Raw genomic sequence first — 22,420 nt, forward strand, 5'->3', positions numbered from 1 at the left:
CCGGCAGTGCGGGGCCGGCGGCGGTGGCGATCTGGCTCGCGTAGGCGCGCAGTGCTTCCCCGGTCCGCGCCGACAGCACCCACCCGACCGGCCCCGAGGATGACGACGACTGCTCTGAGCTGACCTCCTCGGCCTGTGGAGCCTCCTCCAGAATGAGGTGGGCGTTGGTCCCACTGATGCCGAAGGATGACACCGCGGCGCGGCGTGGCCGGCCGGTGGTGGGCCATTCGCGGGGTTCGGTGAGCAGCCGGACGCCTCCCGCGTTCCAGTCCACGTGGGGGGTCGGCTCGTCAACGTGCAGGGTAGGTGGCAGGATGCCGTGTCGTAGGGCTTCCACCATTTTGATGACGCCGCCGATTCCGGCTGCTGCCATGGCGTGGCCGATGTTCGACTTCAGCGAGCCCAGCCACAGTGGTTGGTCCGGGGAATGCTCCTGCCCGTAGGTCGCCAGCAGTGCCTGCGCCTCGATGGGGTCGCCGAGCTTGGTGCCGGTGCCGTGCGCTTCGACCACGTCGACATCCCCACCGGTTAGCCCGGCGTTGGACAGTGCGGTGCGGATGACCCGTTGCTGTGACGGGCCGTTCGGCGCGGTCAGCCCGTTCGAGGCGCCGTCCTGGTTCACGGCCGATCCCCGCAGCACGGCCAGCACTCGGTGCCCATGAGCGCGGGCGTCGGAGAGGCGTTCGAGTGCCACCAGCCCTGCGCCCTCGCCCCAGCCGGTGCCGTCGGCCGCTGCCGCGAACGCCTTGCAGCGTCCGTCGACGGAGAGGCCTCGCTGCCGGGAGAACTCCACCAGCATCCCTGGTGAGGACATCACGCTCACGCCACCGGCCACGGCCAGCGCGCATTCACCGTTGCGTACGGCCTGGGCTGCCTGGTGCAGGGCGACCAGCGATGACGAGCACGCCGTGTCCACCGTCACCGCGGGCCCCTCCAGGCCGAGGAAGTACGCCAACCGGCCCGAGGCGACACTGCCACTCACACCGGTGAGCACGTATCCGTCCACCCCACCGTACGGAGTGTCGAGCCGCGGGCCGTAGTCGCCCGCCATGGCACCGATGAAGACGCCCGTGTTGCTGCCGCGCAGCGACCCGGGCTCGATCCCGGCGTCCTCCAAGGTCTGCCACACCGTCTCCAGCAGCAACCGCTGCTGCGGATCCATAGCCAGCGCCTCGCGCGGAGAGATACCGAAGAACCCGGCGTCGAAGCCGGCGATGTCATCGAGGAAACCGCCGTATTGGGCGTAGGTCCGCCCGGATGTCGACGGGTCCGGGTCGAAGAGGTTGTCCAAGTCCCAGCCGCGATTGCGTGGCAGCTCGCCGACCGCATCCCGCCCCGACTGCACCAGGTCCCACAACCCCGCCGGCGATGACGCACCACCGGGGAACCGGCACCCCATCCCGACAATGGCGATCGGATCGTCGGCGGTGCTGTCACCAGCTGCCGGAGCGCTCACCGCGGCACCCGCGTCGCGATGCCCGGTGAGCTCCGCGTGCAGGTACGTCGCGAACCGGTCAGGGGTGGGATGGTCGAAGACCAGAGAGCCGGACAGGACCAGACCCAGCTCTCCGGAGAGCCCGGCGCACAGCTCGACCGCGGTGAGGGAGGTCAGCCCGAGGTTCTTGAAGGAGGTCAGCGGCTCCAGGTGGCCCGCGTCGTACCCCAGGACGGCCGCGAGGTGCGTGAGCACCAGGCCGAGCAGGCCGTCGCGGTCGCGGAGAGAAGCAGGCCCTGCGGCGGGTGCGGCCTCGCGCGCCTCGCCGAACCAATGCCGGCTGCGCTGGAAGGCGTAGGTGGGAAGCGCGACCCTGCGGCCGCCGTCCAGCAGCGGCGTCCAGTCCACTCCCGCCCCCGTGGCGTGCAGGGTGCCGAGCGCCCGGAGCAGCGTGCGGACCTCGTCCTGCCCGGCGCGCAGGGTGGACACCGCCGTGGGGGTCTGCTCGGCGAGGGTCTCCCGGGCGAGGCCGGTGAGGACGGGGTCGGGGCCGAGTTCGAGGTAGCGGGAGACGCCTGCGTCGTGCAGGGTGCGGATGCCGTCGGCGAAGCGGACGGTGCCACGGATCTGGCGTGCCCAGTAGCCGGGGTCGGTCAGCTCGTCCGTGGCGGCGGGGCGCCCGGTGATGTTCGAGATGACGGGGATCCGAGGGGCGTGGAAGGTCAGCCCACGGATGGCGTCGGCGAACTCGTCCAGGATCCCGTCGAGGTGGTGGGAGTGGAAGGCGTGGCTGACGTTCAGCTGCTTGGTCTTCACTCCCTTGGTACGGAAGGATTCAGCCACTGCCAGCACCGGGCCGGTGTCGCCGGAGATCACGACCGAACCGGGCCCGTTGACGGCGGCGATGCCCACCCCGGACTCCGGCAGCAGCGCCCGCACCTCGCACTCGTCGGCGTTGACGGCCACCATCGTCCCGCCGGACGGCGCCCCCTGCATCAACCGTCCCCGCGCCGCGACGAGCGTGCAGGCGTCGGGCAGCGACAGCACGCCGGCGACGTGCGCGGCGGTGACCTCACCGATCGAGTGACCGATCAGGTGCTGCGGCCGTACTCCGAACGACTCCACGAGCCGGAACAATGCTGTCTCCACCGCGAACAGCGCCGCCTGCGTGTACCTGGTCCGGTCGAGCAGTTCCGCGCCGGACCACACGATCTCCCGCAACCCGCTGCCCAGCAACGGATCCAGTTCCGCGCACACCGCGTCGAAGGCTTTGGCGAACACCGGGAACTGCGCGTACAACTCCCGGCCCATGCCAGTCCGTTGCGCGCCCTGTCCGGTGAACATGAACGCCGTGCCGCCCTCGGAGACTGCCCCGGACACCGCGTTCGGCGCCGGAACGTTCGCCGCCAGCGCGGTCAGGCCGGCGCTCAACTCGGCCGCATCGGCGCCGATCACGACCGCGCGGTGCGTGAGCGCGGCGCGGGTGGTTGCCAGCGAGAAGCCGAGGTCGAGCGGATCCGGCTCGCCCTGTGCAGCGACATGACCGGCCAGCCGATCGGCCTGGGCGCGCAGTGCCTGGGCGGTGTCGCCGGACACCAGCCACGGGATCGGGCCTGCCTTCTCGGGGCGGCTCTGCCGGACGGGCGACGGCTCCGGAGCCTGAGCGAGCACCAGGTGGCAGTTGGTGCCGCCCATCCCGAACGACGACACGCCTGCCACCCGCTGCCCGTCGCCCGGCCACCCGCGCAGCTCGGTGGCGACCTCGATGCCCAGGTCGGCGAGCGGGATGTCGCTCGGGGGAGCGGTGAAGTTCAGACTCGCCGGCACCTGGCCGTGCTGGACGGACAGTGCCGCCTTGATGAAGCCGGCGATCCCGGCTGCCCCCTCCAGGTGCCCCAGATTGGTCTTGGCCGACCCCACCACGAGCGGTCGGCTCCGGTTGGCGAAGACCGAGCCCACCGCAGCCGACTCCACCCGGTCCCCGACCGGCGTGCCGGTGCCGTGCAGTTCCACGTATCCCACCTCGGTGGGGTCCGTCCCCGCTGCGGAGAGGGCCGCCCGCAGCAGCTCCTCCTGCCCCGGTCGGCTCGGAGTGGTCAACTGCTCGCCACCGCCGTCGTTGTTCACCGCGCCGCCGCGGATCACACAGATCACCTGGTGGCCGTTCGCGACGGCGTCCTCCAGCCGCATGAGTACCACCAGGCCTGCGCCCTCGCCGCGTACGTAGCCGTTGGCGCGCGCGTCGAAGGTGTAGCACCGGCCGTCCGGCGACAGCGCGCCAAACTCGCTCGCGGCCGCGGTCGATTCGGGCGAGAGGGTCAGGTTCACGCCGCCGGCCAGCGCCCAGGCGGACTCTCCACGACGCACGCTCTCGTACGCCTGGTGCACGGCGACCAGAGCCGAGGACTGCGCCGAGTCCACGACCACGCTCGGGCCGGACAGACCCAGGAAGAACGAGATCCGGTTCGCGAGGATGCCGCGCTGGAGCGCGGACAGGGTGAAGCTGTCGATCGCTCCCACGCCCTGGTCGTGCACCAGCTGGGCATAGTCGTCCCCCATGGCGCCGAGGAAGACTCCCGCCCGGTTGCCGCGCACCACCGACGGGTCGACGCCCGCGAGTTCGAGGGCCTCCCACGCCAGTTCCAGCACCAGCCGCTGCCGCGGGTCCATTGCTGCGGCTTCGCGTGGCGACACGCCGAAGAAGTCCGCGTCGAAGTCCGCGACCCCGTCGATCAGCCCGGCTCTGCCCACCCGCGTGCCGACGTGCGAGACGCGGTCGGCAGGGACGTCGCCGACGGCCTCCGCACCCGCCGAGAGAAGGTCCCAGTACGCCTCGGGCGAGCTCGCGCCCGGAAAGCGGCAGGACAGCCCGACCACCGCGACAACGTCGTGACCGTTCGATTCCACGAAGTTCTCTGTCATGACAGCGGATTCTCATTCCGGTCTCGGCGGAGGGTGGAAGGGCACCGGGAGGGCCTCCACCCCGGAGCATGGCAAGCCGAACAGATGGATCAACAGAGCCTGGATCGAGGGACGCTGTCCAGCTGGCCCGACGGACGCTGAGCTTCTGCTTCCGCTCACGGGCCCTCGACAGTTGGTGTCCGGGTGTCAGAAGCGCACCACTTGTGTCTACCTTGACGGCTGTCAGACAGTCGGTGCACACTCCCAAACGCGAGCCCAGCGAAGATTCACGTACGAGGCTTCTGTTCGAATACCGCGTGAACGGGGACGAACCTTGTTAGACTTCCACATACTTGGCCGCCTGAAAGTCACCAACGACCTGACCGACTGCACACCAACTGCACCGATGGTGCGCCGGGTATTGGCTCAGCTTCTCCTGTGTGCGAACAACATCGTCACGCTCGACGCGATCATCGACGAACTGTGGGGCGACAAGCCGCCGAAGAGCGCCGTCCCCACCGCGCAGACGTACATCTACCAGCTGCGACGCCAGTTCGAACCGTGGCTGCCGAACGGCAAGGCCGAGCAGGTGCTCGCCACCTGCGGCACCGGCTACGTACTCCAGTTGAACCCGGGCCAGCTCGATCTGGAGGCGTACCTCCGGCTGGCCGAGCAGGGGCACCTCGCGCTCGCCGCCGGCGATCCGGCTGCGGCGAGGCAATTGCTCTGGCAGGCGCTCGACCTCTGGTCGGGGCCGGCGCTCGCCGACGTGACGGCCGGTCCGTCCATCCAAGCGCACATCGTCCATCTCAGTGAACAGCGCGCGCACACGGTGGAGCTGCGCATCCAGGCCGACGCGATGCTCGGCCGGCACCGGGAACTTGTCGGAGAGCTGAAGGCCATGCTGATGGCCGACCCACTTAACGAGTGGTGCCACGCTCAGCTGATCAAGGCACTGGCCTGCAGCGGTCGACGGAACGAATCGCTGGTCGCCTACCAGCGCCTGCGCAAGACGCTGTCCACCGAGCTCGGGCTCGAACCCTCGGAAGTGCTACAGGAGTTGCACCAGGACGTCCTGGCCGGGCGCGACTCCTGGTCGGACTGGCGCACCTCGGCGTAGCTGACCGGGCGGTGGTGAGGGCCGAGGGCCGAGGGACGGGGGAAGTCCCTCGGCTGCTCGTCTGCCCGGATGACCGGCCTGGCGGATCCGCTTCCGGGGTACCGGCGTGCGCTACGGAGCCGTCAGTACCATCGCGGAGTTGAGGCCCTCGCCGCGGGCAAGGACCAGCGCCGTGGACACGGGCACCTCCCTCGGCCGGCCGAGTACCAGGTCGAGCTGATCGGAGGGGACCGGGTCGGTCACATTGATCATGGGGGGGATAACGCCGTGCCGCATGCTCAGCAGCGCCGTGGCCACGTCGATCGCCGGGCTGCCGGCGTACAGTCGCCCGGTCATCGTCTTCGGCGCGGTGACCGGAACCGCACGCGGGCCGAACAGGCCGGTGATGGCGGCGGCTTCGGCGCGGTCCAGCTCCGCGACCCCGGCCGCGTCCGCGAACACCACGTCCACGTCGGCCGGCGTCACCCCGGCGTCCGCGAGCGCGAGCTCGATGGCCCGGCGCAGCCCGGGCTCCCGGCCGGACCCTGGCCGCGGGTCGAAGGTGGTGGCGTGGCCGGCGATCTCGCCGTACGGCCGGGCCCCGCGAGCGAGCGCGTGTGCGGCCTCCTCGACCACGAGCAGGGCACCACCCTCACCCAGCACGTACCCGGACGCGGCGGTGTCGAACGGCAGATAGGCTCGCGTGCGGTCGGTCACCGTGCTCAGCCGGCCGGTCGTCAGCTCGATCGCCCACCCGAGCGGGCATAACCCGCTCTCCGCCGCACCGCACATCGCGACCGGCAGCCCGTCGGCCACGTAGCGGCGGGCCTGTGCGATGGCCTCCAGGCCGCTGGTGTGACCGGTCAGGACACCGCCGGGGCCGTGCAGGCCGTGCCGGATGGAGATCTGCCCCGTGTTCACCGCGTAGAACCAGGAGAACGAGAGGTAGGCGCTCACATGGTCGCTGCCGAGGCTCCAGAGTTTCTCCAACTCGCGCTGGCTGTACTCCAGTCCGCCGACGGAGATGCCGGTGGCGACGCCGACATGGTCCTGCGGCACCGTGGCCAGGTCGAGGCCGGAGTCGCCGACCGCCGTCTCCATGGCGATCAGCGAGAGCCGGGTGCTCTGGTCGGTCTGCGGGACCAAACGGCCAGGGATGTACTTGCGGACGTCGTAGTCGGGCACCTCACCCGCCAGCTGAGCCGGGTACTGCGCCGGATCGAACCGGGTGACCCGGTCGATCCCGCTGCGCCCGTGCAGGACGGCGTCCCAGTACTCGGCGGTGTCGAAGCCGTTCGGTGCGACGACCCCGAGGCCGGTGATCACCGCCCGGCGGAGCCTCGGTGCCGTGCCGCTTCCGGCCTCGGTGCCGGTGTCAGGCCTTGGTATCGTGGTACTCATCGGCTCCCCTCCTTGGTCAGCACCATTGCGCTCTGGAAGCCGCCGAACCCGCTGCCGACCTTGAGCACCGTGCGCAGGTCAGCCTCCCGCGCGGTGAGCGGCACGTAGTCGAGGCCCAGGTCCGGGTCGGGCTCGTGCAGGTTGGCCGTCGGGGGGATCAGCCCGGCCTCGATGGCCAGTGCGCAGGCCGCGATCTCGATCGAGCCGATCGCCCCCAGGGAGTGGCCGATCATGGATTTGATCGAACTCACCGGCGTCCGGCACGCGTGCTCGCCGAGGGTGCGTTTGAACGCGTCGGTCTCGTGCCGGTCGTTCTGCACGGTCCCGGAGCCGTGCGCGTTCACGTAGTCCACCTGCTCGGGCGAGCGCCCGGCCATCCGCATCGCCACCTCGATGGCCTGGGCCAGCTCGGGGCCGTCGGTCCGCAGCCCGGTCATGTGGTATGCGTTCGCGCGCACGCCCCAGCCGCTGATCTCCGCGTAGATGTGCGCACCACGCTTCCTGGCGTGTTCCAGCTCCTCCAGTACCAGCATCGCGCTGCCCTCGGCGAGCACGAAGCCGTTGCGGGAGCGGTCGAACGGGCGGGAGGCGGTGGCCGGGTCGTCGTTGCGGTTCGTCGTCGCCTTGATCGCGTCGAAGCAGGCCACGCAGATCGGTGAGATGGACGCGTCCGAGCCGCCGGCCAGCATCACGTCGGCGGCGCCCTCGCGGATCAGCTGCGCCGCGTGGGCCACCGACTCGATCCCCGCCGTGCAGCCCGTGGACACCAGCCCCACCGGGCCCTCTGCGCCGACCACCCAGGCCACATCGGCGGCGACCGAGGTCGGCACCAGGTAGTTGAACATGTGGGGCACCGCGTACTCGTGGTCGAGGAGCCACTTGCGGCCGCCGTCGGACAGGACGTTGTACTCCCGGTCCAGGCTCATGGTGCCGCCGATGGCACTGCCGACGGTGACGCCGACGCGGTGCGGATCGATGGCGTCCACGTCGAGACCGGAGTCCGTCACCGCCTCCTTGGTCGCGGCGACCGCGAGCTGTGCGCCCCGGTCCATCCGCCGGATCTCCTGCGTGGACAGGCCCTCCGCCACCGGGTCGAAGTCGCACTCACCCGCGATCCGCGAACGGAACTTGGACGCGTCGAACAGCGAGATGGTGCGCGTGGCCGTGGTACCGGAGGAGATCAACTCCCAGAACTCCTTGGTGTTTCCACCACCGGGGGCGCGTACGCCGATGCCGGTGACGGCTACTCGGCGGCTCAACGCGCCCTCCCCGCTCGAACTCTGAACACGGCATTCGGCATGCGAGTCTCTTCCTACTAGCAGCTGACTTCGGTATTCGCGAGGTGGGCCTCAGACGTCGAACGTGACCGGCAGCGCCTCCAGTCCGCGGATCGTGAGGCTGCGCTGCCACCGCAGCTGCGCGGGCGGTACGGCCAGGGCGAGGCCCGGCAGCCGGCGCAGCAGTGCTTCGAAGGCGATCCGGCCCTCCAAGCGGGCCAGCGGAGCGCCGAGACAGAAGTGGGCACCCCGGCCGAACGCCACGTGCCCGTTCTCGGCGCGGGTGACGTCGAAGCGGTCCGGTGCCGCAAACTTCGCCGGGTCCCGGTCAGCCGCCGCGAGCGACAGCAGCACCGGGTGGCCCTTCTCGATGCGGGTGCCCGCGATCTCGATGGGTTCGAGCGGGAACCGCCAGGTCGCCGTCTCGAACGACCCGTCGTAGCGGAGCATCTCCTCCAGGGCCGAGTCCAGCATCTCCGGCCGCTCGCGCAGCAGGGCGAGCTGGTCGGGGTGGCGCAGCAGCGCGAGGGTCCCGTTGCCGATCAGGTTGACCGTCGTCTCGAAGCCCCCGACCAGCAGCAGGGACATCATCGACAGCAGCTCGGTCTCGTCCAGCCGGTCGTCGGCGTCCCGCGCCGCGATCAGGGCGTCCACCAGACCGTCGGCCGGCTCCTTGCGGCGCTGGTCGACCAGATCGGTCAGGTAACCGAGCAGGTCGCGCAGGCCGACCGGACGCGCGGCCTCCTGGCTGGTCCGGACGGAGTCGGTGTCGTTCGTCCACCGGCGGAAGTCCTTCGTCCATTGACGGAAGACGTCCTGATCCGCCCGGGGCACGCCCAGCAGCTCGCAGATAACCGTGATCGCCAGCGGGAACGCGAACTCGCTGAGCAGTTCGGCGCGCCCGGTCGGCACGATCCGGTCGAGCAGCCCGTCCGTGATCTCCTGCACTTGGCCGCGCAGGTTCTCGACCCGGCGGGTGGTGAAGGCGGTCGAGACCAGCCGGCGCAGCCTGGTGTGCTCGGGCGCGTCCGTGGTCAGCAGGTGCGTCCCGAGCCCGGTCCGATCCTCCAACGGCCGCCCCTTGCCCGCCTCCTGCCAGTCGAGCGGTGCATTGCGCGGGTCCTTGCTCATCCTGGGGTCGGACAGCAGGCTGCGCACGTCCTCGTACCGGGTCACCAGCAGTCCGTACAGGCCCTTGCCCTCCATGACCTGCCGGACGGGCTCCTGCTCACGCAGCAACGCGTACTGGGGGTAGGGGTCATCGCCGAAATCCATCGTCCACCTCCGCTTGCAGATCCTCGCGGCGCCGGTTCGAGGCGGCTTCGCGCCCGGACCGATCCGGCGCCGCGAGGTGATTCGGTCTAGTGCTGCCGGCACAGGAGCCGGTCGAGGGCCTCCTGCAACTGCTGGGTGCTGGTCGCCTCGCCGTCCCCGGGGGCAGCCGCGCGCCAGCCGACGAAGCCGTCGGGGCGGACGAGCACGGCGCCGTCCTCCTTGATGCCGGCGGCCGCGGCCCAGCCTTCGACGGCGTGGGCCGTGATGCCCAGCTCCCGTGCGGCCGCCAGCCAGTGGCCGGCCGCTGTCCCGGTGAGCAGGGTGAAGCCGTCCACCAGGTCGACCGTGGATCGGCCGTCCGGGAGCCGGCGGTGCGGCAGGCGGCTGCCCGGTGCACCGTCCAGGGTGAGGTTCTCAAAGTCCGACAGCGGTTCCGGGTCGATCACCGCGGGGGAGTCGTACCGGTAGCCGACCACCGGGAGCATGATGCCTGCCATGCCGACGGCCGCGCGGTCGGCGGCCCGGCTCGGGTCGTTATCCCAGTGCAGGTCGCGGTTGTGGGCGCGGATCACGACCTGCTCCATGGTGAACAGGGCGACCGGCCGGCGCTCGGCCTCGTAGGTGTCGAGCAGTGCGTCACCACCGGCGGCCAGCTTCCACGCGAGGTTGTGGCCGTCGGCGATGCCCACGTTGAGCCCGAGACCGCCGACCGGCGGCACCACGTGTGCCGCGTCGCCGACCAGGAAGACGTTCCCCTGGCGGAACCTGTCGGCCACCAGGGCCGTGGAGGACCAGGGCAGCAGGCTGATGATCTCCGGCTCGATGTCGGTGACGCCGGTGGCGTCCCTGATCTGCTGCTGGATCCGGTCGACGGGGGTGTCCGGGTCGCCGTTCGGGATGTGGAAGACCCAGCGCTCGTCGTCGACCTTGAGCAGGATGCCGGAGGCCCGCTCGTTGCGGAGGAACGTCATGGAGAACGGCGGGGTCGGCAGGTCGGCGCGGAACAGCACATTGAGCATGTGGCTGCTGCCGATCCGGCCCGGGCCCGTGACGCCGATGCCGAGCAACTCCCGTACCGTGCTGCGGACTCCGTCGGCGGCGATGACGTAGTCGCCCGTGACGACCCTGCCGTCCGCCGTGGTGACGCCGCCGTCCGAGACGGCGACCACCTCGCTGTCGAAGTCCACCCGGCCGCCGAGCTCCCGCAGCCGTTCCAGGGCGGCTCGGTCGACGCGGTCCTGCGGGCAGCTACCCAGCCTCGCCGGGCCGGTTTCCGGCGGCTCGAACGCGGCCGTCTCCGTGGTGAGTTCGGCCAGGCTCGGCCCGGTCATCAGGCCCCGGACGCGGCTGTCCGTCTCGACCTCGATGCCGGCCTCGCGCAGGATCTCCGCCGAACGGTCGGTGATGCCGAACGCCCTCGGGTGGTCGTTGGCCTGCGCCCGGCGCTCCAGCACGTGGACCGAGACGCCTTGGCGGGTGAGGAAGACAGCGGTGCACAGCCCGACGGTGCCACCGCCGACGATCACGACACGCATCAGTTCCTCCGCAGTTCGACGACGGACATCCGGCCGGCCGGCAGGACCGAGACGATCCCGAGGCCGGCCGATCCGGCCAGCCCGCCCAGCTGTTCGAGGCTGTGCTGGCGGCCTCCGAAGTAGCAGAGCATCCGCAGGTCGCCCTCGGTCTGGATGCTCTGGTTGTTGAAGTAGTCCACGACGAAGACGCTCCCCGTGGTGGCCGCCGCGTCAGCGCAGCGCCGCATGATGCGGGCGGCCGAGGCGTCGTCCCAGTTGTGCAGGATGCTCGACAGTAGGTAGCCGTCCCCGTCGGCGGGCAGCTCGTCGAAGAAGCTGCCGGCCACGGTGCGGGCCCGGTGGTCGAGACCGGCGGCGGCGATGGCCTTCCCGGCGCGGCGCACCGGCCCGGCCAGGTCGAGGACCGTCCCGTGCAGGGTGTGGTGCGCCTGCAGGATGGTGATCAGCATGCTGCCGTCGCCGCCGCCGACGTCGACGAGGTGGCGCAGCCTGCCCCAGGGGTACGCCCCGGCCACCGCCGACGCGTGCACCGCCAGCCGGGCGCCCATCAGCGAGTCGAACGACTCGGCCCGCCCGTCGTCGGCCGACAGGTCCTCCCAGAAGGTCACCCCGTACTGCTGCGGGAACGCGGGCTCGCCGGTGCGGACCGTGTGCAGCAGGTGGACCAGGCTCAACTCGGCGTGCCCGAGGGCACCTTCGATGTCGAGCACGGACTGCATGGCGTCCGGCTGCCCCTCACACAGGTACCGACCCATGGCCGTCAGCTCGTACGCCCCCTCCGCACCCGACAGCACGCCGGCCGTCACCAGGTGGTCCAGCAGTCGCCCGAGCACGTCCCGGTCGGCGTGCACCGCCTCCGCCAGCGCTTCGGCCGTCCGGGTACCGGCGGCGATGTGGTCGGCCAACCGCAAGGTCGCCGCCACCCGGATGGCCATCGGGGTCACCAGATCCGCGGCTGCCCATATTCCCCCGCCCCTGGCGGTCGTCTCCTCGGCCATTGCTCCTCCTGACTCGACGGCTGCCCCGTCGCCCTGCCCGGCATGAAAGGTTCCTGGTACGCGCACCCGCCTCAGCTGTCGGCGCGCTCCTCCGCGTACTCCTTGGCGAGGCGCAGGTTGCTCATGCTGTTGGAGCTCAGCAGGCGCCGCAGGTAACGGCGCGCCTCGCCGACCGTCGTGCCGCCGCCGAGCAGCGACAGCGCCGAGCGCTTGATGGTGCTGGTGTGCCGGGCTTCCGCGATGACGCCCTCCGGCGTCTGGGTGAACCGCCAGTGGCCGGTGTGCGCGTCGAGCATCGCGGGGAGCGAGATCTGCTTGTAGACGATCAGCTTGGACGGCAGGCAGATCCGTACCGAACGGACGGTGTGCACGGTGCCGTCCGGGCCCTTGGTGTCCATGTCGAAGAACTGGATGTTCGGCACGTCCTCGGTCATGGCCAGACCCACCACGTGCGGGATGCGCTCGGGCCAGAGGTCCGCCCGGTAGAGGTACTCGTAGGCGTCCTCGATGGAGCCGGAGATGAACAGCGGGTCGGTGAAGGAGAGCACCAGCTCGTCCAGGTCGGCACGCCGTTCCGCCGTGACGCGCAGGGTGTCGAGGTGCTCCTTGCCGTCTTGGCCGATCCGGTCGAGCAACGGGGCGAGGTCGGCGCCGGCCGGCGCCTCGACGTGGTGGTGCAGCTCGACCCTGGTCCGGTTCGGCGCCAGTTCGGTGAACACCCACTCGCCGTGGATCTCGGTGGCGGGCGCCTCGGTATCCATGTACGTGAAGGCGATCCGGCGCCCGGGCCGGTCGGTGCGGCGCACGGTCCGCCAGGTGCGGACGGCGCTGTCGCCGGCCAGCGACCAGTGCTGGACCAGTTCGCCCTTCTCGTTGGTGTGGAGCACCTCCGCGTGCACGGCGGACGCATGGAACTGCGACCAGCGCTCGACGTCCGCGACCAGGTTGAACACTGTCCCGAAGTCGGCATCGATGACCAGGTCGTGATCAACCTGCTGCTGAACACTCGTCACTGCGAGACACCTCACAAGCGTCGTGGCCTCTGTTGCTCAGACCATGTCCGCCGCCGTTCGAGCGCACGTCGAGAACCCTTTGACGGCCGCTGGAGCGTCCCCTTCCGCCGTTGATCCAGCGTCGATCCAGCGTCGAAGGCGAGGACACAAGCTCGGCGCGATCCCGGAACACCGCCAACCGTGAGGAGAGCTCGTGACGACCATCGTCACCGTCGGCTCGTTCGACAGCAGTGGCGTCGCCGACGTCACCAAGATCCTTCGGGAGTTCGACGGCGAAGTTGCACCAGGGCTCCCCCGGCTGCGCCGGAGGCAGGTCTTCCACTACAGCGACCTGTACATCCATTTGCAGGACTGGGACGTCGCCGACGAGGGCGAGGCGCAGCGGCTGATCGCCACCGACCCCCGGTGCACCCAGTTGGACGAGCGCCTGTCCGCCTACTTCGGCGGGCACGCCCCGACGGAGGACTGGGACGGCCCGGTGGACCGGCCCACGGCCGAGCGGTTCTACCTGTGGCCGGCCGAACAGTTGGAGAACCTGGAGCACTCGTACAGCGCGGTGATCGTCAACACCCAGCGGCAGGAGCACATCCCCGAGGTGTCGCGGCTGTTCGCGGAGTCGGACGAGACCGACATCCCGCAGAGGATGGGGACGCTGCGCCGTCAGATCTACCTGTGGCGCGGTATCTACCTGCACATCCAGGACTTCGCCGAGACCAACAGCATTGAGGTGATCAACTCGGTGTGGACGGAGGGCGACCCCCGCTTCCTGCAGCTCGTCGACGACCTCACGCGGATCATTCCGCCGTACGACCCCGCCGGCAAGTCCCTGGCCACTCGCTTCTACCACTGGGCTGCAGAGGTGTCCGCATGACCGAGCTTCCGACCTTCCCCATCCGCCGGCAGCACCCGAGCGTGCTGCCGGCCGAGTACGAGACGCTGCGGGAGCGCGGCATCGGCCGGGTGGTGCTGCCCACCGGCAAGTTCGCCTGGCTGGTGGTGCGGCCCGAGTTCGCCCGGTTCGTGCTGTCCGACCCGCGGTTCAGCTCGGACAAGACCAGCGGCAAGTTCCCGAAGCTGACGCCGAACTCGCTGAACAAGCTCAAGCACTGCGCGCCGTTCATGATCAACCTGGACGGACCGGAGCACCTGGAGAAGAAGCGGGTGATGATCCGGGAGTTCTCCGGGGAGCGGCTCGTCTCGCTGGAGAGCCGCATGGACGTGGCCGTGAACGAGCTGGCCGACGCGATGCTGGCGCAGCAGACGAAGCCGGTCGACCTGGTGGCGGAGCTGGCGTACCCGATCGCCTGGAAGTTCCAGGAGATGTTCATCGGCGTCCCCATGGCCGAGCTGAAGAAGATGCGCGACCACGTGTGGGACCTGCTGTTGCGGACCTCCAACGAGGAGGAGGAGAAGGCGGCCGCCGCGATCCTCAACAACCACGCGATCGAGGTGTTGAAGGAAAAGGCGGACAACCTGGGCGACGACATGATGAGCCGCCTGATCGTGGAGGAGCGCGCCGAGCACGGCGAGGTGGACTGGTACCGGATGGCGCCCATGATGCTGTCGAACGCCCAGGGCATCCACAACTCGGTCTCCACGATGATCTCCCTGGGCGTGCTCACCCTGCTGTCGCACCCTCAGGAGCGGGCTACGCTGCTCGCCGAGCCGGGCCGGATGTCGGCCGCGGCGGACGAGATGCTCCGGTTCTTCTCGATCAACGACGGCACCCCGATGCGGGTGGCCGTGGAGGACGTGCTCGTCGGGGACACGCTGGTCAAGGCCGGTGACGGCGTGGCCATTCCGACGTTGCCCGCCAACCGTGACCCTTCGACGTGCCCGTACCCCAACGAGCTCAACCTCCTGCGGGAGCAGCCCGTCCGGCACATCGCGTTCGGCCACGGGCCGCACCAGTGCCCGGCGAACCGGCTGACGCCGGATGTGCTGGGGATGGTCTACACGACGCTGTTCGAGAAGGCCCCCACGCTCGCGCTGGCCGTGCCCGAGGCGGAGCTGACGTACAAGTACCACTCGATCCAGGCGTTCGGACCGAAGACGATGCCGGTCACCTGGTAGGCAGTTGCCGACCGCCGCGCCCGCCCCCCCTGGCGGGCGCGACGGCCTGCCTGTCTGCCTGCCGAATTGACCGAGTCGAGCACTGCCGGAGGGCAACCCATGATGCCGCAGAGCAGCGAGGGCCGTGTCGCCCTCGTCACCGGAGCCTCGGGGGCGCTCGGCGCCGCCGTCGCACGCGTCCTCGACCGCCGCGGCTACCGGCTCGCGTTGCACTACGCTACCGGCGAGGCCAGGGCCCGTGAGCTCGCGGCCGGACTCGGCGGGCCCAGTACCGTCGTGCAGGCGGACGTGGCCGACTGGGCCGCCACGCAAGGCATGGTGGACCAGGTGCGCGCCGAGCTGGGCGACATCAGCGTGCTCGTCAACGCGGGTGCGATCCGCCGTGACGGTCTGCTGGTCACCCAGTCGGTCGAGGACTGGACCAGGACCATCGCCGTCGACCTGACCGGCACCTTCCATACCTGCCGGGCGGTGCTCCCGGACATGCTGCGGGCCCGCTGGGGGCGGATCGTCAACGTGGTCTCGCCCGCCGCCCTGATCGGCAGCAAGGGCCAGACAGCGTACTCGGCGGCCAAAGCCGGCGTGGTGGGGATGACCCGGAGCCTGGCCCTGGAGTGCGGGCGGTCCAAGGTGACGGTCAACGCGCTCTCGCCCGGGCTGATGGCCTCGGCGATCACCTCGGAGGTGCCGGCCGAGGTCGGCGCCGCGCTGCTGGCCAGGACGGCGTTCGGCCGAATAGGCACTCCCGAGGAGGTGGCTCGCGGCATCGAACTGCTGCTGGACGCCGACTACATGACGGGTCAGGTGCTCTCCATCGACGGCGGGATGTCGATCGCGTGAGTCCCCCGGACGGGCGTCAATTTCTTCTTGACGCCCTAGGGGCGTCAAGTTAGTCTTGACGACATGAGCCCTCTCAACATCGGCCTCGCCGACCTGATCGCCCGCCTCGACGAGGACACGCCCGGCGCCGACCACCTGGCCCGCATCAGCGAGGCCCAACTGCGCAACCGGACCCTGACCGACCTCGGCAACCAGCTCGTCGACCACTACGTCAGCAAGGCCAAGGAGGCCGGCGCGTCGTGGAGCGAGATCGGTGACGCCATCGGGGTGACCAAGCAGGCCGCCCAGCAGCGCCACACCTCCAACCCCTTCGAGCGGTTCACCGAGCGCAACCGGCACGGCATCGTGCTCGCGCAGGAGGCCGCCCGGACGTACAAGCACGACTCCATCGGCACCGAACACCTCCTGCTCGGCCTGCTCGGTGAGCCGCAGGGCCTGGCGTACAAGGTGCTCCTGGCCGAGACCGGATCGGAGCAGACCATCCGCGACGCCATCGAGGCGGCGCTGCCGCCGGCCGGGCAGAAGACGCTGCGCGGCCACATCCCCTTCCGGCCGGAGAGCAAGGAGGCCATCGAGCAGGCCTCCCGCGCCTCGGCCGAGCTCGGCAACGACTGGGTCGGCACCGGGCACGCGCTGCTCGGCCTGATCCGCACCGCCCAGAGCCCGGCCGCGCAGATCCTGCGCGAGCTCGGCTTCACGGCGGACGGGCTGCACGCGGCGGTCAAGGCCGAGCTCGCCAAGCGCTCTGACTCGCCCGGTAAGTAACGACCCTGACGACCGGTCACCACGGCGCAGCGGTGGCGGCCGGTCGTCGCCGAGCAGTCAGCAAGCCGAGTGGGGCGCCCGGGCAGGGCGCGTACAGAGGGGTACCCAGGTGAGCAAGACGTATCCGCCGCCGAGCGCGGCGATCGACCCCGACCCGAGCCGCTCCTGGCTCAGGCGGGCGTGGCCGCTGGTGCGGGCGCACGGGTGGATGTTCGGCCCGGCACTGGTGATGTCCGGGGCTGGCCTGCTGGTGGCGGTGCAGGTGCCGACCCTGATCCAGGACGCGGTGGACAACTCGATCGTGTCGGACAGGGTGCCGCTGTCGCACTACCTGTGGTGGCTGGTCGCGCTGACGGTGGTGATGCTGGTCGTCGGCTACCTGTCCAAGCAGTTACTCTTCCGCGCCGCGGCCAAGATCGAGTACGACCTGCGCAACATCGTGTACGGGCACCTGACCGGCATGTCGTTCCCGTTCTACGACCGGGCGCAGAGCGGGCAGTTGATCTCCCGCGCCAACTCCGACATCCGCGCCGTGCAGATGTACCTGTCGTTCGCGCCGTACCTGCTGGTGCAGTGCGGCATCTCGCTGGTGGCCTTCGTGTACATGCTGGCGATCAACGTGCCGCTGGCCGTCCTGGCCATGCTGCCGATGCCGCTGCTGTTCGTGACCAGCCGGCGCATGCAGCGCTCGATGTTCCCGCTGTCCTGGCTGATCCAGGCCCGGCTGGCCGAGGTCGCGACCGTGGTGGACGAAAACATCAACGGCGTACGCGTGATCAAGTCCTTCGCTGCCGAGCGGAGCCAGCTGGCGCTGCTCCAGAAGGCCGCGACCGGCGTCCGCTGGGCGAACGTCAAGGACGCCGACCTGCGGGCCCGCTGGACGCCCCTGGTGCAGAACCTGCCCCGCGTCGGCATGGCGATCGTGCTGCTGTACGGCGGACACCTCGTCATCCAGGGCGACATGGGAATCGGCGCGATCCTCGCCTTCAACGCTTACCTCCTGATGCTCCAGGTGCCGTTCCAGGTTTTCGGCAACCTGCTCATGCTGGGGCAGCGGTCCTCGGCCGCGGCCAAGCGTCTGTACGAGGTACTGGACGAGAAGCCGGAGATCGTGGACGCCCCCGGGGCACGGGCGATCCCCAGGGTGCGCGGTGACGTCCGGTTCGAGGACGTCACCTTCGGCTACGGCGACGGCCCGGACGTGCTGAACGGGCTCTCGCTGCGGCTGAACCACGGCGAGACGGTGGCGGTGGTCGGCCGGACCGGCTCCGGGAAGTCCACCCTGGCCCGACTGCTGCCGCGGTTCTACGACGTGCGCGGCGGTTCCGTCTCCCTGGACGGACACGACGTGCGGGACCTGACCCTGCACAGCCTGCGGGAGAGCGTCGGCGTCGTGCTGGACGAGCCGTTCCTGTTCTCGGCCTCGGTCCGCGACAACATCGCCTACGGGCGGCCGGACGCGGAAATCACCGACATCGAGCGCGTGGCCCGGCTGGCCGGGGCGCACGAGTTCATCACCGAGCTGTCCGACGGTTACGACAGCGTCATCGGCGAACGCGGCTACTCCCTCTCCGGCGGGCAGCGCCAGCGCATCGCGATCGCCCGGACGCTGCTGGTGAATCCGCCGGTGCTGGTGCTCGACGACGCCACCAGTGCCGTCGACGTCCAGGTGGAGCAGGAGATCCACGCCGGGCTGCGGACCCTGTTCGCCGACCGGACGACGCTGATCATCGCGCACCGGCCGTCCACCATCAGCCTGGCCGATCGCGTGGTGCTGCTGGACGGCGGGCGGATCGTCGCCGACGGCACGCACCGGGAGCTGTTGGCGAGCACACCACTGTACGCGGAGGTGCTCGCGCAGGCGGACGAGAGCATCGAGGAACTGAGGAGTGTGGGTCGATGACGACTCCCGGAGGTGGCGGCGCGGCGTTCAACGGCGGCGGCAGCGCCACCGCACCAGGCCTGCCGTTCGCCGGCGTGCCGCCGGAGATGCAGGCGAGCATCGACAAGCTGCTCAAGGCCGAGCCGGAGCGCTCCGAGCCCGACGTCGTCTTCGACCACAGCCGGCCCGATCCTGACGGCGCCAAGCTGAGCCTGCGCCGGCTGATCCGCCCGTACTGGCCGATGGTGCTGCTGGCCGGCCTGCTGGTGGCCGTGGAGGCGCTGACCCTGCAGGCCGGGCCGAAGCTGACCCAGATCGGGATCGACGACGGCATCACGGCGAAGAACTTCGGCGCCCTGGTGGTGGTCACGGTCGTCTACCTGGCCAGCCTGGTGCTCACCGGCCTCTCGCAGGCCGCGCGGGTCAAGGTGACCGGGCGGATCGCCGCGTGGGTGATGAACGACCTGCGGATCAGGGTCTTCACCCAGCTGCAGCGGCTGTCGCTGAACTTCTACACCGAAGAGAAGGCCGGCGTGATCATGAGCCGGATGACCAGCGACATCGAGAACCTCCAGCAACTGCTGCAGGACGGCCTGGCGCAGTTCGCCGTCCAGGGCCTGACCATGGTCGTGGTCACGGTGGTGCTGTTCAGCTACAACGCGTGGCTGGCGCTCATCACCATCCTGCTGGTGGTGCCCATCCTGACCGGGCTGTCCCTGTGGTTCCACCGGGCGACCGGCAAGGGCTACGTGCGGGTGCGGGACACCCTCGCCGACGTGATCGCCGACCTCTCCGAGAGCCTGCAGGGTGTTCGCATCATCACGGCGCACAACCGCCAGCAGCACAACACTGAGCACCACCGACAGGTCACCGGCACGTACTACGACGCCAACGTGCGGACCGCCCGGATCAACTCGGTCTACACACCGAGCACCCAGGTCATCGGCGTCGCCGGGCAGATCGCGCTGCTGGCCATCGGCGCCGGCATGGTCGCCGACGGGCAGTTGACCATCGGCGAGCTGGTGGCGTTCCTGCTCTCCCTCGGCGCCTTCTTCCAGCCCATCCAGCAGCTGGTGCAGCAGCACAACACGTACCAGCAGGGGCAGTCGTCGATCGTGAAGCTAAAGCAGCTGCTGGGCACCCGGCCGGAGGTCGAGGAGGACCCGGGAGCGGTCGACCTGCCGAAGGTCGAGGGCGAAGTCGTCTTTGACGGCGTGACGTTCGGCTACCTGCCCGACCGGCCCGTGATTTCCGACGTGTCGCTGGAGATCCAGGCCGGCGAGACCGTGGCGTTCGTCGGTCCGACCGGTGCCGGCAAGTCCACCCTCGCCAAACTGGTCGCCCGGTTCTACGACCCGACCTCGGGCCGGGTGCTCATCGACCGGCGCGACCTGAAGGACGTGCGGATTGACTCGCTGCGCCGGCAGCTCGGCGTCGTGCCGCAGGAGCCCTTCCTGTTCGCCGGGCCGCTTCGGGACAACATCCGCTTTGCCGCCCCGGACGCCTCCGACGACCAGGTCCGGGAGGCACTGCGGGTGGTCGGCCTGGACGAGGTGGTCGAGCGGCTACCCGACGGTCTCGACACCGTCGTCCAGGAGCGGGGCCAGTCCCTGTCCTCCGGCGAACGGCAGCTTGTCGCCCTGGCCAGGGCGTTCCTGGCCCAGCCCCGGGTACTGGTCCTGGACGAGGCCACGTCCAACTTGGACCTCCGGTCCGAGTCCAAGATTGAGGATGCCCTGGACGTATTGCTGGAGGGCCGCACCGCGATCCTGATTGCGCACCGGCTCTCCACTGCTATGAAGGCCGACCGCATCATCGTCATCGACGAGGGCCGGATCGTCGAGATCGGTTCGCACGACCAACTCGTCGCCGCCGACGGCAAGTACACCCAGATGTACGCGACCTGGACCAGCCAAGCCGCTAAGGTCCACTGACGAACCTTGCGCGTCTCGCTCCCGGACGTGGAGCGGGACTCCGCACCTGTCCGGAAACCTGATCCGCGTAGGTGGACTCTGTCGGGGATCTCGGTTGTGCCGCTGCCGGTGATCACGGTGGTGCGCCAGTCTCGCGGGTGTACGACGCCCGCGAGATTCCCGAGGAGTGCGAGATGTCGATCCGTCCCCCGTCCGGGTGTCGGGCTCCCAGTGTTGACGACGCGGATGGCTCGGGCCAGCAACCTGGGCGGTACGACGGCGATGCGGGTGCCTGACCGCCTTGACGATCTGTGGCGGACGAGGACTTCACCGGCTGGTCCGCGCGACCGCCGCCCGGGGCTGCTGCCGGCGCAGCTGGCCACGGTGAGCGTGCAGCAGTTCCGGCTGGGCCTGTCCGACCCGATGCCGACGAGGCCGTGTACAAGCTCGGCGTGGAGACCGGTATGGACTTCTCCTGGGCGTCGCGTAACGCGGACGTGCTCGCCGTTGCTGGTCATCAGGAGGTCACGGTGCGGGATTACCAAGCACCGGGGCAGGGTGGAGAGCCGACCGCGCTGCTCGCCCGGCTGCACAGCAGCATGCTGGAGCCCTGCCTGCTGAGCCAGGCCAGCCTGACCGCGGCCGACCTGGCTGTCATCCGGGAAACGCTGATCGACCCGGAATTCGAGATGCTGACAAATCAAACGAAAGTCGGTGAGCCGGGCCGATCTGGTGTCCAGTATTCGCGCGGTGTACGCCGACGACGTCCGCATCGTGCTGCTCGCGTCCGCCGAGGCACTGACCCGCATCGTCTCGGCGTCGAACTACCCGGAGACGCTCGCCGAACGGGAGCTGGGATCTGACCCTGGTGAGCAAGGTCATGAGCAATCGGCAGATCCCGCGGCGGCTGACCATTGTTGAGGGCGAGTGAAGCGGCACCTGGGGGCCATCTTCACGAAGCTGGAGGCCAGTTCCCGACTCGAAGCGGTCAGCAAGGCGGCCTCCATCGGCCTCATCGCCCCCATCGGATATAACTTTGCGCGAGGGTGCTGGAGGCATATTCGTGGCGTGTTCGTGACTGACAAGAGAACTAAAATATGTGATCCCTGGGCGGGTTGTTGCCGCCCTCTGGTGCTGATTGAATCAATTTTCAGAAGGGTCTCCGTCCTCTTGCTTTCCAGGGGCGGTGATCCGAAAGTAGCGGCAGGCGCCACAAAGGAAGGTTCGTGGACTGTGACGGGCTTGAATGGCAAGACTGCGTTGGTGACCGGCGGTCGGACAGGCATCGGCTTCGGCATCGCTACCGCGTTGGTTGAGCGAGGTGCCAATGTGGTGATCACCTCGCGCAGTGAGGACAAGCTGCGTGTGGCAGCCGCCGAACTCGGCGGAGAACACGCTTTCGGGATCGCGGGCGAGGCCAACGATCCCGAGCACGCGCGGAACGCGGTGGCGGCCGCAGTCGAGCGGTTTGGGTCGCTGGACCTGTTGGTGAACAACGTCGGCGGCACGGAGCGGGACGGCCGCCGGCTGGTCGACACCGATGTCACGGCGTACCGGCGGACTATCGAGCTCAACTTGATGTCCGCACTGACCTGGGTTCAGGCGGCCTGGCACGGCTGGCTTGCCGAGCACGGCGGCGCCATCGTCAACATATCCTCGATCGCCAGCAAGCTTGCCGTCCCCGACGGTACTTCGTACGGGACGGCCAAGGCAGCGGTGAACCACTTCACCCGGCAGATGGCGAACGAGCTCGCGCCCGGAGTCCGGGTGAACTGCGTCGAGGCTGGCACCGTCCTCACCGATTTCACCAGGGCTAACGTCGAGGGCCGCCAGGAGAAGGTGGTCGGCTCCATCCCGTTGAAGCGGCTCGGTACGCCCGCCGACATCGGTGCGGCCGTGGCCTTCCTGCTCTCCGACGATGCGGCCTGGATCACCGGGCACACCCTGGTCGTCGACGGCGGCCGGCTGCTCCACAACAGGTAGGACAGGTCGGCGTGATCGAGGATCGCCGTG

16 protein-coding genes are annotated in these 22,420 nt (G+C 69.7%); 9 read left to right on the plus strand and 7 right to left on the minus strand.

Translation table 11 applies throughout. The features are described from left to right. Positions 1-4,357, minus strand: a 4,357-nt coding sequence (locus ACF1AK_RS25605; RefSeq protein ID WP_391501163.1) for a beta-ketoacyl synthase N-terminal-like domain-containing protein, incomplete at its 3' end; no start/stop codon positions are given. A gap of 313 nt (positions 4,358-4,670) precedes the next feature. Between ACF1AK_RS25605 and ACF1AK_RS25610 the strand changes: the two genes are divergently transcribed. Next, entirely contained in the window at positions 4,671-5,456 is a 786-nt protein-coding gene (locus ACF1AK_RS25610) for a BTAD domain-containing putative transcriptional regulator (RefSeq protein ID WP_391501164.1), read from the plus strand. Positions 5,457-5,567: 111 nt separating this feature from the next. On the opposite strand, the gene ACF1AK_RS25615 is transcribed toward ACF1AK_RS25610, so the two are convergent. The 6 genes from ACF1AK_RS25615 to ACF1AK_RS25640 all read right to left on the minus strand — a co-directional run bounded on the left by ACF1AK_RS25615 (position 5,568) and on the right by ACF1AK_RS25640 (position 12,934). Continuing rightward, the gene (locus ACF1AK_RS25615) at positions 5,568-6,836 is read right to left on the minus strand and encodes a ketosynthase chain-length factor (protein WP_391501165.1); all 1,269 of its coding nucleotides are present in this window, start codon (positions 6,834-6,836) and stop codon (positions 5,568-5,570) included. After that, positions 6,833-8,095, minus strand: a complete 1,263-nt coding sequence (locus tag ACF1AK_RS25620; RefSeq protein WP_391501166.1) for a beta-ketoacyl-[acyl-carrier-protein] synthase family protein — start codon at positions 8,093-8,095, stop codon at positions 6,833-6,835. The genes ACF1AK_RS25615 and ACF1AK_RS25620 overlap by 4 nt, the downstream gene beginning before the upstream one ends. A 90-nt stretch (positions 8,096-8,185) precedes the next feature. Continuing rightward, entirely contained in the window at positions 8,186-9,388 is a 1,203-nt protein-coding gene (locus tag ACF1AK_RS25625) for a cytochrome P450 (RefSeq protein ID WP_391501167.1), read from the minus strand. Positions 9,389-9,474: 86 nt separating this feature from the next. After that, complete coding sequence (locus ACF1AK_RS25630) at positions 9,475-10,923, minus strand: FAD-dependent oxidoreductase (protein ID WP_391501168.1); 1,449 nt, start codon at positions 10,921-10,923, stop codon at positions 9,475-9,477. Next, positions 10,923-11,921 (minus strand): methyltransferase, encoded by a 999-nt coding sequence (locus ACF1AK_RS25635; RefSeq protein ID WP_391501169.1) that lies wholly within the window; start codon positions 11,919-11,921, stop codon positions 10,923-10,925. Before ACF1AK_RS25635 ends, ACF1AK_RS25630 begins: the two co-directional genes overlap by 1 nt. A 71-nt stretch (positions 11,922-11,992) precedes the next feature. Then, positions 11,993-12,934: an aromatase/cyclase gene (locus ACF1AK_RS25640; protein ID WP_391501170.1), complete on the minus strand. Its 942-nt coding sequence runs from the start codon at positions 12,932-12,934 to the stop codon at positions 11,993-11,995. Between the two features lie 193 nt (positions 12,935-13,127). Between ACF1AK_RS25640 and ACF1AK_RS25645 the strand changes: the two genes are divergently transcribed. The 8 genes from ACF1AK_RS25645 (at position 13,128) to ACF1AK_RS25680 (ending at position 22,390) form a co-directional block, all read left to right on the plus strand. Further along, complete coding sequence (locus tag ACF1AK_RS25645) at positions 13,128-13,805, plus strand: TcmI family type II polyketide cyclase (protein ID WP_391501171.1); 678 nt, start codon at positions 13,128-13,130, stop codon at positions 13,803-13,805. After that, positions 13,802-15,007 (plus strand): cytochrome P450, encoded by a 1,206-nt coding sequence (locus ACF1AK_RS25650; protein WP_391501172.1) that lies wholly within the window; start codon positions 13,802-13,804, stop codon positions 15,005-15,007. Before ACF1AK_RS25645 ends, ACF1AK_RS25650 begins: the two co-directional genes overlap by 4 nt. A 99-nt stretch (positions 15,008-15,106) precedes the next feature. Continuing rightward, on the plus strand, positions 15,107-15,847 hold the full coding sequence (locus ACF1AK_RS25655; RefSeq protein WP_391501173.1) for an SDR family oxidoreductase: 741 nt from the start codon (positions 15,107-15,109) through the stop codon (positions 15,845-15,847). Positions 15,848-15,910: 63 nt separating this feature from the next. Next, a complete protein-coding gene (locus ACF1AK_RS25660) occupies positions 15,911-16,612 on the plus strand; it encodes a Clp protease N-terminal domain-containing protein (protein WP_391501174.1) in 702 nt (233 codons plus the stop codon). 109 nt (positions 16,613-16,721) lie between these two features. Beyond that, entirely contained in the window at positions 16,722-18,515 is a 1,794-nt protein-coding gene (locus ACF1AK_RS25665; RefSeq protein WP_391501175.1) for an ABC transporter ATP-binding protein, read from the plus strand. After that, a complete protein-coding gene (locus ACF1AK_RS25670) occupies positions 18,512-20,428 on the plus strand; it encodes an ABC transporter ATP-binding protein (RefSeq protein ID WP_391501176.1) in 1,917 nt (638 codons plus the stop codon). Before ACF1AK_RS25665 ends, ACF1AK_RS25670 begins: the two co-directional genes overlap by 4 nt. 416 nt (positions 20,429-20,844) lie before the next feature. Then, entirely contained in the window at positions 20,845-21,270 is a 426-nt protein-coding gene (locus ACF1AK_RS25675) for a hypothetical protein (RefSeq protein WP_391501177.1), read from the plus strand. Positions 21,271-21,334: 64 nt separating this feature from the next. After that, on the plus strand, positions 21,335-22,390 hold the full coding sequence (locus ACF1AK_RS25680) for a glucose 1-dehydrogenase (protein ID WP_391501178.1): 1,056 nt from the start codon (positions 21,335-21,337) through the stop codon (positions 22,388-22,390). The last annotated feature ends 30 nt before the right edge of the window (positions 22,391-22,420 follow it).

The organism is Kitasatospora sp. NPDC015120, from assembly GCF_043080305.1.
In the GTDB taxonomy this organism is placed as follows: Bacteria; Actinomycetota; Actinomycetes; order Streptomycetales; family Streptomycetaceae; genus Kitasatospora.